This window comes from Trabulsiella odontotermitis, from assembly GCF_001188485.1.
GTDB lineage: Bacteria > Pseudomonadota > Gammaproteobacteria > Enterobacterales > Enterobacteriaceae > Trabulsiella > Trabulsiella odontotermitis_A.
In genome coordinates, this window is the sequence record NZ_JNGH01000105.1 from 203206 (window position 1) to 216023 (window position 12818).

Consider the following 12818-nt stretch of genomic DNA (forward strand, 5'->3'; position numbering starts at 1 on the left):
TGGAAGTTGGGAATCTGCGCTCTTTGTGCTAAACTGCCCTGCCGAATGTGGTGTACACTTCGGTTGGATAGTTAATTTGGCGAGATTATACGATGATCAAACAAAGGACTCTTAAACGTATCGTTCAGGCGACTGGCGTCGGTTTGCATACCGGCAAGAAAGTCACACTGACGTTACGCCCTGCGCCGGCAAATACCGGGGTCATCTATCGTCGCACTGACTTGAATCCACCGGTAGATTTTCCGGCCGATGCCAAATCTGTGCGTGATACCATGCTCTGTACTTGCCTGGTCAATGAGCATGACGTGCGGATTTCTACGGTTGAGCACCTTAACGCCGCGCTGGCGGGTCTGGGTATCGACAACATTATTGTTGAAGTCGATGCGCCGGAAATCCCGATCATGGACGGCAGTGCTGCACCGTTCGTTTATCTGTTGCTGGATGCCGGCATTGATGAACTGAACTGCGCCAAGAAATTTGTGCGCATTAAAGAAACCGTTCGCGTTGAAGATGGCGACAAATGGGCTGAATTCAAACCGTTCAATGGTTTTTCGCTGGATTTTACCATCGATTTTAACCATCCGGCGATTGATGCCAGTAACCAGCGCTATGCAATGAACTTCTCTGCGGATGCGTTCATGCGCCAGATCAGCCGTGCACGTACCTTCGGTTTTATGCGTGATATCGAATATCTGCAGTCCCGTGGCCTGGCCCTGGGCGGTAGCTTCGATTGTGCCATCGTTGTTGACGATTATCGCGTACTGAACGAAGACGGTCTTCGCTTCGAAGACGAATTTGTCCGTCACAAAATGCTTGATGCGATTGGCGACCTGTTTATGTGTGGTCACAACATCATCGGTGCATTTACGGCGTACAAATCAGGTCACGCACTGAATAACAAACTTCTGCAGGCCGTCCTGGCAAAACAGGAAGCCTGGGAATATGTGACCTACGAAGACGAAGCTGAACTGCCGCTGGCATTCAAAGCACCTTCAATGGTTCTGGCGTAAGCCTGAACCCCTAAAAATTCGACTGGCAACCTGGCACTCTCTCCGGTCAGGAAACCAGTCGTTTTTTATTTCTGCAATTCCGTTTAGTCACTTTCGCGCATAACTCTCTTCGCTAACTCTCTGATTTGATGCGTTCGCTGTTTTATTAACCATTTTAACAGGGCGTTATCTTTCATTCCTGCTGCTGTGCTCGTCTATTAATGGTAAGATTTATGCGCAAAAATTCTCGTGGTGTTGGTTAATTCAAGGTGACGACGTAAGTGAGCGGAATACTGACGCGCTGGCGACAGTTAGGTAGACGATACTTCTGGCCGCATCTCCTGTTGGGGATGGTCGCGGCGAGTTTCGGTTTGCCTGCGCTAAACGCAAGTGCAGAGACCACCGCACCCGCAAACACTTCCGCCAGCAACCATAACGCCACGACGGTCAATTTCACTCAGCTCGCGCTGCTGGAGGCGAACCGTCGCCCGACGTTTACCGTTGATTACTGGCATCAGCATGCTATTCGGACGGTGATCCGTCATCTCTCTTTTGCGATGGCCCCTCAGGTGCTGCCGAGCGCAGAAGAGGCGTCACCGCTTCAGCAGGCGCAACATCTGGCGCTGCTCGACACGCTCAGTGCGCTGCTGACGCAAGAGCGCAAACCACCGGTCATTGTTAAACAAGTTGCGCTGGATACCAGCCCACTTCCTTCCGCCTTCCGTGTTGCCGCCTGGATAAGCCAGGTGCAGGGCATCCGCGCCGGTCCTCAACGCCTTAGCTAAAAAAACGGATTCCTTAACGACATTTTTTGACTCCGCAGCGCGGGGCGTTTGAGATTTTATTATGCTAATCAAATTATTAACTAAAGTTTTCGGCAGTCGTAACGATCGTACTCTGCGCCGTATGCGCAAAGCAGTTATTCAGATCAACGCGATGGAGCCGGAATTCGAAAAGCTTTCTGATGAAGAACTGAAGGGCAAAACCGCCGAGTTCCGCGCCCGTCTGGAAAAAGGTGAAAGCGTTGAAAGCCTGATCCCGGAAGCGTTCGCCGTGGTACGTGAAGCCAGTAAGCGCGTGTTTGGCATGCGTCACTTCGACGTGCAGCTGCTGGGCGGTATGGTGCTGAACGATCGCTGCATCGCTGAAATGCGTACCGGTGAAGGTAAAACCCTGACCGCGACGCTGCCCGCGTACCTTAACGCACTGTCTGGTAAAGGCGTACACGTGGTGACGGTCAACGACTATCTGGCGCAACGTGACGCCGAAAACAACCGTCCGCTGTTTGAATTTCTTGGTATGACCGTTGGCATCAACCTGCCAGGCATGCCTGCTCCGGCAAAGCGCGAAGCTTACGCGGCAGACATCACCTACGGTACCAACAACGAATACGGGTTCGACTACCTGCGCGATAACATGGCGTTCAGCCCGGAAGAGCGCGTACAGCGTAAACTGCACTACGCGCTGGTGGATGAGGTCGACTCCATTCTCATTGATGAAGCGCGTACGCCGCTGATCATCTCCGGCCCGGCGGAAGACAGCTCCGAGTTGTACCGCAAAGTGAACAAAATTATCCCGCACCTGGTTCGCCAGGAAAAAGAAGATTCCGACACCTTCCAGGGCGACGGTCACTTCTCCGTGGATGAGAAAGCGCGTCAGGTTAACCTGACCGAACGTGGTCTGGTGCTGATTGAAGAGCTGCTGGTCAACGAAGGCATTATGGACGAAGGCGAATCCCTGTACTCGCCAGCTAACATCATGCTGATGCACCACGTCACCGCCGCATTGCGCGCCCATGCGCTGTTCACCCGCGACGTGGATTACATCGTCAAAGACGGCGAAGTGATCATCGTCGACGAACATACCGGCCGTACCATGCAGGGCCGTCGCTGGTCTGATGGTTTACACCAGGCGGTTGAAGCCAAAGAAGGCGTGGAGATCCAGAACGAAAACCAGACGCTGGCGTCTATCACGTTCCAGAACTACTTCCGTCTGTACGAAAAACTGGCAGGCATGACCGGTACTGCGGACACTGAAGCCTTTGAATTCAGCTCTATTTATAAGCTGGATACCGTCGTGGTGCCGACCAACCGCCCGATGATCCGTAAAGACATGGCGGATCTGGTCTATATGACCGAAGCGGAAAAAATTCAGGCCATTATTGAAGACATCAAAGAGCGTACCGCCAGCGGCCAGCCGGTTCTGGTGGGGACGATCTCGATTGAAAAATCTGAACTGGTTTCACGTGAACTCGATAAAGCGGGCATCAAGCACAACGTCCTGAACGCCAAATTCCACGCCAGCGAGGCAGAGATTGTGGCGCAGGCGGGCTTCCCGTCAACCGTCACCATCGCCACCAACATGGCGGGTCGTGGTACCGATATCGTGCTGGGCGGTAGTCTGCAGGCTGAACTGGCTGCGCTGGAAGATCCGACACCGGAACAGATTGAGCAGGTTAAAGCCGACTGGCAGGTTCGTCACGAAGCGGTGCTGAAAGCAGGTGGTCTGCACATTATCGGTACCGAGCGTCACGAATCGCGTCGTATCGACAACCAGTTGCGTGGCCGTTCCGGTCGCCAGGGGGACGCGGGTTCTTCACGTTTCTATCTCTCCATGGAAGATGCGCTGATGCGTATTTTCGCCTCTGACCGTGTTTCCGGCATGATGCGTAAACTGGGAATGAAACCCGGCGAAGCAATTGAGCACCCATGGGTGACGAAGGCCATTGCTAACGCACAGCGTAAGGTGGAAAGTCGCAACTTCGATATCCGTAAACAGCTGCTGGAATACGATGACGTCGCCAACGACCAGCGTCGCGCGATTTACACTCAGCGTAACGAATTGCTGGACGTAACCGACGTCAGCGAAACCATCAACAGTATTCGCGAAGACGTTTTCAAAGCCACCATCGATGCACACATTCCGCCGCAGTCGCTGGAAGAAATGTGGGACGTCCCGGGCTTGCAGGAACGCCTGAAAAACGATTTCGATCTCGATCTGCCGATCTCCGACTGGCTGGACAAAGAGCCGGAGCTGCATGAAGAGACGCTGCGTGAGCGCATTCTGCAAAGCGCCATTGACGTTTATCACCGCAAAGAAGAGGTGGTTGGCGCAGAGATGATGCGTCACTTTGAAAAAGGCGTGATGCTGCAGACGCTGGATTCCCTGTGGAAAGAGCACCTGGCAGCGATGGACTACCTGCGTCAGGGCATCCATCTGCGTGGTTACGCGCAGAAAGATCCGAAGCAGGAGTACAAGCGCGAATCCTTCTCTATGTTTGCGGCGATGCTGGAATCACTGAAATACGAAGTGATCAGCACCCTGTGTAAAGTACAGGTGCGCATGCCGGAAGAAGTCGAAGCGATGGAGCAACAGCGTCGTGAAGAAGCTGAGCGTCTGGCACAGATGCAGCAGCTGAGTCATCAGGATGACGATACCGCAGCTGCCGTGGCGCTCGCCTCACAGACCGGCGATCGCAAAGTGGGTCGTAACGATCCGTGCCCGTGCGGTTCCGGTAAAAAATACAAACAGTGCCATGGCCGTCTGAGCTAAGGTTTCTGATAAAGACACAAAGGCGCAGACATCTGCGCCTTTTTTATGGAAAGACGCTATGAAAAAACTGCAAATCGCCGTGGGGATTATTCGCAATCCACAAGGTGAAATTTTCATCACTCAGCGCGCCGCAGATGCCCATATGGCCAACAAATGGGAGTTTCCTGGCGGTAAAATTGAAGAGGGCGAAACGCCGGAACAGGCGGTCATGCGCGAGCTGGCTGAAGAAGTCGGCATTGAAGCCGCAACGCCGGTGTTCTTCGATAAGCTGGAATATCAGTTCCCTGACAGACACATTACGCTGTGGTTCTGGTTGGTGGAACACTGGCAGGGCGAGCCCTGGGGAAAAGAGGGGCAACCTGGGCGCTGGGTAGCGCAGAACGCGTTGCAGGCAGACGCGTTTCCGCCTGCCAACGAACCGGTAATTGCTAAACTGCTCGCGCAGGCTTAGTTCTGCTGCTCGCTCCAGTCATCGCTTTCAGACAGGTCCCCGCTGCTGGGGATCCTTTTCTCTTCGGCCGCCCACTCGCCCAAATCAATTAACTGACAACGTTTGGAACAGAAGGGGCGGTATGTGCTTTGTTCATTCCAGATAACGGCTTTGCCGCAGGTCGGGCAATTTACGATAGTGTGTTCAGACATGCTCGCTCCTTAGCAACAGGCCAGTTCAAAATCCAGACGCTCAGGCACGAGGCCATTTTCACTGTCCAGCGGTAAAAAACGAATCGCAAAACGGCTCTTATGGCCGGAAATTTGCGGATAAAGCTGCTCATCCAGCGCCAGTTGCAGACGTAAAAGGTCAGCATCGTCGCCGTTATCCTGAAAAAAACCGTTGAGGCTGGTTTGCTTGCGAAACGGGGCGGAATTGCGAATGAGATCGAGGATCAACGTCAGCGCCTGATTCAGCGGTTGCAGGCTGTCAATCCAGCGTTGTACCTGCGCGTCGCGTTGGGTTTGCGAAGTGTGCAGCCAGATATGCAGCGTCGGGAGATCGAAACTGCAGCAGCCGCCGGGAATACTCAGCCGCTGGCGCACAAGGCCAATCAGCCGATCTTCACGCAGTATCTGCCCCATGCGCGGAGCCGTCATCAGAATCGCGCCGCTGTTTTTCAACTGCTGACGCAGCGCGTCAATGCGGTTTTGATCCACCCCCGGCACTTCCACCCATGCCTGCAGTTTACGCTGCTGTCGCTCAAGTTCTTTCAGCAGTTCCGTGCGGACTTCACCCCGCTCAAACACGTCCAGCAGGTCACCGATATTGCGGAAAAAATGCAGGGCGCTGGCGTGATCGACAATGGGCAACTTGCTTTCCAGTTGCTGAATTAAAAATTCTATACGCAGCCAGGTACGCATCTTTTCGTTGAGAGGATGTTCAAAAAGGACGTGGGTGTGCATTACGATTTTTCCTGTAAAACAGCCTGACGCGCATACTGCAAATAATGCGCATGCAGACGGGCAACATCCGATGCAATCGCATCTGGTGCGCCATTGTTATCAATAACGTCGTTGGCCGCAGCGAGTCGCGCGTCGCGCGAGGCCTGAGCGGCAATGATATGCTCCGCATGCTCGCGCGTAACATTATCGCGCTGCATGGTGCGGAAAATCTGCGTCTCCGGTGTGACATCCACCACCAGAACGCGATCGGCTTTATCAAAAAGCCGGTTTTCAACAAAAAGTGGAACAACCCAGAGCACGTAAGGCGAGGTGGCTTTTTCAATCTGACGCTGGGTTTCCTGTTGAATAAGCGGGTGTAACAGCGCGTTGAGCCAGTGTTTGTCGTCCGGATGCGCAAACACGCGCTCGCGTAATGCGCGGCGGTTGAGAACGCCTTCGGGAGTCAATATTTGTGATCCAAAGCGTTCTGCAATGGCTTTCAGCGCGGGTGTTCCAGGTTCAACAACCTGGCGGGCGATCACATCTGCATCAATAACGTTAACCCCGAGGCGAGAAAATGCCTCTGCAACCGTACTTTTGCCACTGCCGATGCCGCCGGTTAACGCTACCGTATACGTCATAAAGCCCTTTTACTGGATTAATAAACCAGACAAATCAATCGTTTAAAAAGAGTACCGTTTTCACCTCAGATGACAAGTGTTAACAACACCTTTCGCCAGGTAAATTTATAGGATTGTAGCGTAAAAAAAGTGAAAATCGCAGTCTTGCGAAGCCCTGATTACTGCGTATGATAACGTCACTGGAGTTGTGCTTAGTCCATTTTTGCCTCTAACCCCAGGAATCCGCACATGCGTATTGAAGAAGATCTGAAGTTGGGTTTTAAAGACGTTCTTATCCGCCCGAAACGCTCTACCCTCAAAAGCCGTTCCGATGTTGAGCTGGAACGCGAATTTACCTTTAAGCATTCCGGTCAGACATGGTCTGGTGTGCCGATTATTGCGGCGAATATGGATTCCGTGGGCACATTTGCCATGGCGGCGGCGCTGGCCGAATTCGATATTCTGACCGCAGTGCATAAACACTATAGTGTCGCCGAATGGAACGCATTTGTTCAGGAAGCCTCTGAGAAGGTGCTGAAACACGTGATGGTTTCCACCGGCACGTCTGACTCTGATTTTGAGAAAACCCAACAGATTCTCGATCAGAACCCGCAACTGAACTTTGTTTGTATTGATGTCGCCAATGGTTACTCCGAGCATTTCGTGCAGTTTGTGTCGAAAGCGCGTCAGGCGTGGCCGACCAAAACCATCTGTGCAGGCAACGTGGTGACCGGCGAAATGTGTGAAGAGCTGGTCCTTTCCGGCGCTGATATCGTTAAAGTCGGCATCGGCCCTGGCTCGGTCTGCACCACGCGCGTCAAAACCGGCGTGGGCTATCCACAACTTTCCGCCGTTATCGAATGTGCTGACGCGGCGCACGGTCTGGGCGGCATGATCGTCAGCGATGGCGGTTGCACCATGCCTGGCGATGTCGCGAAAGCGTTCGGCGGCGGCGCAGATTTCGTCATGCTCGGCGGCATGCTGGCCGGTCATGAAGAGAGCGGCGGCAGTATCGTCGAAGAGAACGGCGAGAAATTCATGCTGTTCTACGGCATGAGCTCCGAGTCCGCAATGAAGCGCCACGTGGGTGGCGTTGCCGGATATCGTGCCGCAGAAGGCAAAACGGTGAAGCTGCCGTTGCGTGGCCCGGTCGAAAACACCGCGCGCGATATTCTCGGCGGNTTGCATCCCCCAGGCGGAAGACGGGCAAATACATGGCGACCACCAGCGTCCCGATAATTATCCCTGTGACTAACAGCATGATGGGCTCCAGTAAAGTCGCCAGATTATCCGCCAGCTGTTCTGTTTTCTCGCGATGGTAGCGGGAAAGGTTATCGAGCATACGATCCAGCGACCCTGAGGTTTCACCGGTTCTGATTAATTGCAGGCATAGCGGCGTAAACGCGCCTGTCTTTTGGAGCGCCTGCCAGACAGGGCTACCGAAGGTGATCGCCTGCCGTGCATCCTGAACAACATCCCGCCACCAGCCGTTTTCCAGCGTATCTTCCACGCTCTCCAGCCCCTGCAAAAACGCGATGCCGGCATTTTGCGTCAGTGACAGAATGGTGAAAATCTGGCTGAGTTTTTGCCCGCGAACCAGGGCTCCAGCCACCGGGATGCGCAGCAAATGCTTTTGCCGCAACCATTGCCAGCGAGGATGATTTTTATACCGCCGCGCCAGTACGATAACGATGCCCAGGCAAACCAGCAGCGGCAGCATGCCCTGATGCAGAAGGTTTGCCGCTGTCATCACGCCGCGTGTCAGCGCAGGTAGCGGCGTGTTAAACGTCTGGTAGATAGCGGCAAATTCCGGCAGGACAAACCACAGCATCGCCACCACCACCAGTAAGGCTACAGACAAGACAATCAGCGGATAACGCAGCGCTTTTTTCACCTTCATGGACAACTGCTGCTGTGCATTCTGTTGCGCGGCGAGATGCAGGCAACACACGTCCAGTTTACCGGTGAGTTCACCGGTATGGATCATCGACACAAACAGCGGCGGGAACACGGCAGGCCATTGTTTTAACGCTTCCGAGAGGGCGATGCCCTGACGTAGCTCCTCTGCAAGGGCGAGCAACAGCGCCTGCCATTGTGCGCTGGGGTGNTATCTGACTCGCCTGTAGCTGAAACAGCACCGCGGTGCGATGCGCTGCCCACAGCGTGCCGCCAGTGCCTTCGCCATCCGCATTGAGGCCGCGCCATCGCCAGAGCTGGTTATTCGCCATGCGGCATTCCCAGCACCCGCAGCAGTTCTTCCATCGAGGTTAACCCCTGTTCAACGGCCTGACAGCCGCTCTCCCACAGCGTGGTCATTCCTGCGCGGCGAGCCTGCCGTTCGATGTCAGACGCTGTCACCCCGGCGGCAATCAGCTGGCGCATTTCCGGGCTGGCAGGCAGCAGTTCGAACAATGCCATCCGGCCATAGTAACCGTGATAGCAGCGTTCGCAGCCGGGAGCCTGCCAGTGGGGAAGCGGGCGGGGCCAGAGGGTTGCCGGCAACGTGATGGTGTCGGGCATTTTCTTACGGCAGTGCGGGCATAGCTTGCGCACCAGGCGCTGAGCCACCACCAGTTGCAGGGCGGAGGAGATCATCCACGGCGCAATGCCCATTTGCTGCAGGCGAATCAGTGTTTCGCTGGTGGAGTTGGTATGCAGCGTCGACAACACCAGATGCCCGGTTTGCGCGGCTTTGATGGCAATTTCTGCGGTTTCGCCATCGCGGATTTCCCCCACCATGACAATATCGGGGTCCTGGCGGAGCAGGGCACGCAGCACGCTCTGAAACGTCAGGCCCGCGCGCGGGTTGATCTGCGTTTGATTCAGCCCGACGATGGGGATTTCTACCGGATCCTCAATGCTGCAAATATTCACGTCCGGCGTGTTGCGCTGTTGCATGGCACTGTACAGCGTTACGGTTTTACCGCTCCCTGTGGGGCCTGTCACCAGAATCAGCCCCTGCGGATTTTCCAGCGCCTGGGTGAACATTGACAGCTGTGCGGGCGACATGCCCGAGGCCTGAAGATCCAGCGCCTGCTCCTGACGGTGCAGCAGGCGAAGCACGATTTTTTCACCGTTGCGGCAGGGAAGCGTCGCGATGCGAAAAGACAATGCTTTGCCGGACAGCGTCACCGTAAACTGCCCGTCCTGTGGTAATCGGCGCTCGGCAATATCGAGATTTCCCAGCACTTTCAGACGTGCGATAAGTGTTGGCGCCAGCGAGGCGGGTACCCGTGGTAGCGTATGCAGGACGCCATCCACCCGCAGACGAATGCGCAGGTATTCATCGTCCGGTTCAAAGTGAATGTCTGAGGCCCGCTGCACCAGTGCCTGTTGCAGCGTCTGGTTGATCAGTTCAACGGCATTTCCGCCTTCGTCGGCGACAGCCGGAAGCCGGGTTTGCGACACCATCTGCCGGTGTTTATCCAACGCTTCCTGGCTCCAGCATTCAATATCCACCCGCTTTTGTGTGGCGAAACGCAGGGCTTCCATCAGTTCCGGCGAAGGGGTTTCCACGACCGCGATACTGAGCATCTGTTCGCTGCTGTTCAGCAGCACGGCATCGTGGCGTTTGCACAGCGCGTCCAGTTGTTCCTGTTTCATCACATCTCCTTTTACTGTGCGTCAAAGCGGAAAACGTCTTCACAGGCCTGTTGTAGCGCGCTGTCGTTCTGCACGTCGCAAACGCGTTGCCAGCCGGTGATGCCGTTAGCGTTATCCCAGTTTGGGGTCATCACGACCGTCAGTCCGTTGAGGCTCTCCTGCCCGCTGAGCGTGACGACGCCCTGTGCAATGCTCATGGCGGAGACGTAGCGGCTGGTGGCAGGTGAGGGAATACCGTTGGTGCTGCCGTTGCAGCCGGAGACGCAGGGAACAAACACCTGCAGCATGTCGGTCAGCGCCGCTTTGCGCAGGTAATTCTGGTAAGCCGGAATACCGATGGCGCTAAGAATGGCAATAATGCCAATCACCACCATCAGTTCAATCAACGTAAATCCGTGTTGTCTGCTCATAAGCTGCTCCTGTTTTGGTCGCAGCCACTCTGTCAGCAACCCAGGCACAGTGCGAATGGCAAAACAAAAATCAGGATAACGGATTCAGCTGTTTTTATATCTGTGCAGCGGCGTTACGGAAAAATACGAGGCGGATCGGAGAATAGCTCCCCTCTCAGGCAGAGAGGGGAAAAGAAGGCGAGGCTTATTTAAACCGCATTGACAGGTCGAGCGCGCGAACGTGTTTGGTCAGCGCACCGACGGAGATGTAATCCACGCCGGTTTCGGCAAATTCACGCAGGGTCTCGACGGTCACATTGCCAGAGACTTCAAGGCGCGCCTGGCCGTTGGTCAGTTTCACGGCGTCGCGCATCTGTTCGGTGGTGAAGTTATCCAGCATGATGATGTCAGCGCCCGCTTTCAGTGCCTCGCTCAGTTCATCCAGCGTTTCGACTTCCACTTCCACCGGCACATCCGGGTGCAGCCAGAAGGCTTTCTCAATCGCCTGGCGAACAGAGCCTGAGGCGATGATGTGGTTTTCTTTGATCAGGAAGGCATCGGAGAGCCCCAGACGGTGGTTGGCCCCGCCGCCGCACAGCACGGCATATTTCAGCGCGGTGCGCAGGCCCGGCAGCGTTTTACGCGTGTCGAGCAACTGGGTGTGGGTGCCCTCCAGCAGCGCAACATAGCGGCGAACCTCGCTGGCGACACCGGAGAGAGTTTGCACGAAATTGAGCGATGTGCGTTCGCCGGTCAGCAGGACGCGCGCCGGGCCGTCCAGCTCAAACAGCGGCTGGTTAACGGTGATGTTGTCACCGTCAGCGACGTGCCAGGTGATGGAGACGTCCGTGCCCGCGAGCTGTAAAAACACTTCTTCTACCCAGCGCTTACCGCAGAAAACGCCCTCTTCACGAGTGATCACCACTGCGTGAGCGCGCGTATTTTCCGGCAACAATTGCGCGGTAATATCGTTACTGGCATCCACTTCTCCGCCTAAATCTTCACGCAGGGCCTGAGCCACCGCGGCGGGAATATCAAGGTTGATGCGTTCAAGCAGCGCGTCACGTCGATGCTCGGGGTTATAGCGGCGAGGCGGCATGATAAAACTCCAAAATGGTAACGAATCATAAGATTGAAACATGCTACTCTGAACCGGGTATCAGTACCATATATAGACTTCATCCTTCGCACGGCGTCGATGCGTCCTGAATGATGTTGTGTCTGAATGAGGAGATTTTTGCATGCAGTTAGAAGAGGGATGGCTGGTGGGCGCGCGACGTGTGCCGTCGCCGCACCAGGATTGCCGTCCTGATGATGAAACCCCGTCGTTGCTGGTGGTGCACAATATCAGTCTGCCACCCGGCGAGTTTGGCGGGCCGTGGATTGACGCTCTATTCACCGGAACGATAGATCCTGCTGCTCATCCTTTTTTTGCTGAAGTCGCCCACTTGCGGGTGTCCGCGCACTGCCTGATCCGCCGGGATGGCGAAATTGTGCAGTACGTCCCTTTTGATAAGCGTGCCTGGCATGCTGGCGTGTCGAGCTATAAGGGGCGCGAGCGCTGTAACGATTTTTCGATAGGTATCGAGTTGGAAGGCACGGATACGCTGGCGTTTACCCCGGCGCAGTACCAGCAACTGGCGGCGTTAACACAATTATTAATCCGTGTTTACCCCGCGCTTGCCGATAATATGACAGGCCATAGTGATATTGCGCCAGGACGCAAAACCGATCCCGGTCCGGCGTTCGACTGGGCGCGGTTTCGTGCACTGGTCACCCCCTCGTCAGATAAGGAGATGACATGACGCTGTTTACTACGTTGCTGGTGCTGATCGCCGAGCGGTTGTTCAAGCTGGGCGAGCACTGGCAGCTCGATCACCGACTGGAAGTCCTGTTCCGCCGCACTAAACGGTATTCCCTCTTTAGCACACTGTTGATGACCCTCGTCGCGATGGTAGTGGTTTACTTGTTGCAGCGCGCGCTGTATGGCCTGCTGTTTAACGTCCCGCTATTGATTATGTGGATTTTGCTCGGCCTGCTGTGTATCGGGGCGGGGAAATCGCGGGTGCATTATCACGCTTACCTGAAAGCCGCCGCGCGCAAAGACAGCCATGCCTGCGATTCAATGGCGAGCGAGCTGACGCTGATCCACGGCGTGCCGCCGGGCTGCGACGAACGCGAATACCTCCGTGAACTGCAAAACGCCTTGCTGTGGATTAACTACCGTTTTTACCTCGCGCCGCTGTTCTGGTTTGTGGTTGGCGGGCCGCTCGGCCCGGTGACGCTCACCG

Annotated in this window: 12 protein-coding genes and 2 pseudogenes; 7 read left to right on the plus strand and 7 right to left on the minus strand. The window is 55.3% G+C overall.

Annotation, left to right across the window (positions count from 1 at the left end; translation table 11 throughout):
- The first annotated feature begins 92 nt into the window (after positions 1-92).
- From lpxC to mutT, 4 genes are all read left to right on the plus strand, one after another.
- Positions 93-1010: a UDP-3-O-acyl-N-acetylglucosamine deacetylase gene (lpxC, locus tag GM30_RS18610; RefSeq protein ID WP_038155623.1), complete on the plus strand. Its 918-nt coding sequence runs from the start codon at positions 93-95 to the stop codon at positions 1008-1010.
- A 260-nt stretch (positions 1011-1270) separates the two neighbouring features.
- On the plus strand, positions 1271-1774 hold the full coding sequence (gene secM / locus GM30_RS18615; protein WP_072094171.1) for a secA translation cis-regulator SecM: 504 nt from the start codon (positions 1271-1273) through the stop codon (positions 1772-1774).
- Positions 1775-1835: 61 nt separating this feature from the next.
- Positions 1836-4541 (plus strand): preprotein translocase subunit SecA, encoded by a 2706-nt coding sequence (gene secA, locus GM30_RS18620; protein ID WP_049849839.1) that lies wholly within the window; start codon positions 1836-1838, stop codon positions 4539-4541.
- 58 nt (positions 4542-4599) lie between these two features.
- On the plus strand, positions 4600-4992 hold the full coding sequence (mutT, locus tag GM30_RS18625; protein ID WP_049849840.1) for an 8-oxo-dGTP diphosphatase MutT: 393 nt from the start codon (positions 4600-4602) through the stop codon (positions 4990-4992).
- Here the strand turns inward: mutT and yacG are convergent.
- From yacG to coaE, 3 genes are read right to left on the minus strand one after another with little or no spacing between them, the layout of a single operon-like run.
- Entirely contained in the window at positions 4989-5183 is a 195-nt protein-coding gene (gene yacG, locus GM30_RS18630) for a DNA gyrase inhibitor YacG (protein ID WP_049849841.1), read from the minus strand. The two genes, mutT and yacG, sit on opposite strands and share 4 nt — an antisense overlap.
- A gap of 9 nt (positions 5184-5192) precedes the next feature.
- Positions 5193-5936, minus strand: a complete 744-nt coding sequence (zapD, locus tag GM30_RS18635; RefSeq protein WP_049849842.1) for a cell division protein ZapD — start codon at positions 5934-5936, stop codon at positions 5193-5195.
- Positions 5936-6556, minus strand: a complete 621-nt coding sequence (coaE, locus tag GM30_RS18640; protein WP_049849843.1) for a dephospho-CoA kinase — start codon at positions 6554-6556, stop codon at positions 5936-5938. The genes zapD and coaE overlap by 1 nt, the downstream gene beginning before the upstream one ends.
- Positions 6557-6784: 228 nt before the next feature.
- Between coaE and GM30_RS18645 the strand changes: the two are divergent.
- Positions 6785-7720 (plus strand): annotated as a pseudogene (locus GM30_RS18645) (GMP reductase); the annotation flags it as partial.
- Here the strand turns inward: GM30_RS18645 and hofC are convergent.
- The 4 genes and pseudogenes from hofC to nadC form a co-directional block, all read right to left on the minus strand.
- Positions 7719-8763, minus strand: a pseudogene (hofC, locus tag GM30_RS24855) (protein transport protein HofC); the annotation flags it as partial. The pseudogenes GM30_RS18645 and hofC sit on opposite strands and share 2 nt — an antisense overlap.
- Complete coding sequence (gspE, locus tag GM30_RS18650; RefSeq protein WP_049849845.1) at positions 8753-10138, minus strand: type II secretion system protein GspE; 1386 nt, start codon at positions 10136-10138, stop codon at positions 8753-8755. The gene gspE and the pseudogene hofC, both read right to left, overlap by 11 nt.
- Before the next feature lie 11 nt (positions 10139-10149).
- Positions 10150-10548: a prepilin peptidase-dependent pilin gene (gene ppdD / locus GM30_RS18655; RefSeq protein WP_049849846.1), complete on the minus strand. Its 399-nt coding sequence runs from the start codon at positions 10546-10548 to the stop codon at positions 10150-10152.
- Positions 10549-10732: 184 nt separating this feature from the next.
- Positions 10733-11626, minus strand: coding sequence for a carboxylating nicotinate-nucleotide diphosphorylase (gene nadC / locus GM30_RS18660; protein WP_049849847.1), 894 nt, complete (start codon positions 11624-11626; stop codon positions 10733-10735).
- Positions 11627-11768: 142 nt separating this feature from the next.
- Between nadC and ampD the strand changes: the two genes are divergently transcribed.
- Both ampD and ampE read left to right on the plus strand, forming a co-directional pair.
- Positions 11769-12332 (plus strand): 1,6-anhydro-N-acetylmuramyl-L-alanine amidase AmpD, encoded by a 564-nt coding sequence (ampD, locus tag GM30_RS18665; protein WP_049849848.1) that lies wholly within the window; start codon positions 11769-11771, stop codon positions 12330-12332.
- Positions 12329-12818, plus strand: a 490-nt coding sequence (gene ampE / locus GM30_RS18670; RefSeq protein WP_155484009.1) for a regulatory signaling modulator protein AmpE, incomplete at its 3' end; no start/stop codon positions are given. The genes ampD and ampE, both read left to right, overlap by 4 nt.

Coding starts and splice junctions, on each gene's coding strand:
- gspE (WP_049849845.1), bottom strand. CDS start 10,138: ATGAAACAGGAACAACTGGACGCGCTGTGCAAACGCCACGATGCCGTG.
- ppdD (WP_049849846.1), bottom strand. CDS start 10,548: ATGAGCAGACAACACGGATTTACGTTGATTGAACTGATGGTGGTGATT.
- yacG (WP_049849841.1), bottom strand. CDS start 5,183: ATGTCTGAACACACTATCGTAAATTGCCCGACCTGCGGCAAAGCCGTT.
- lpxC (WP_038155623.1), top strand. CDS start 93: ATGATCAAACAAAGGACTCTTAAACGTATCGTTCAGGCGACTGGCGTC.
- nadC (WP_049849847.1), bottom strand. CDS start 11,626: ATGCCGCCTCGCCGCTATAACCCCGAGCATCGACGTGACGCGCTGCTT.
- zapD (WP_049849842.1), bottom strand. CDS start 5,936: ATGCACACCCACGTCCTTTTTGAACATCCTCTCAACGAAAAGATGCGT.
- ampD (WP_049849848.1), top strand. CDS start 11,769: ATGCAGTTAGAAGAGGGATGGCTGGTGGGCGCGCGACGTGTGCCGTCG.
- secA (WP_049849839.1), top strand. CDS start 1,836: ATGCTAATCAAATTATTAACTAAAGTTTTCGGCAGTCGTAACGATCGT.
- coaE (WP_049849843.1), bottom strand. CDS start 6,556: ATGACGTATACGGTAGCGTTAACCGGCGGCATCGGCAGTGGCAAAAGT.
- mutT (WP_049849840.1), top strand. CDS start 4,600: ATGAAAAAACTGCAAATCGCCGTGGGGATTATTCGCAATCCACAAGGT.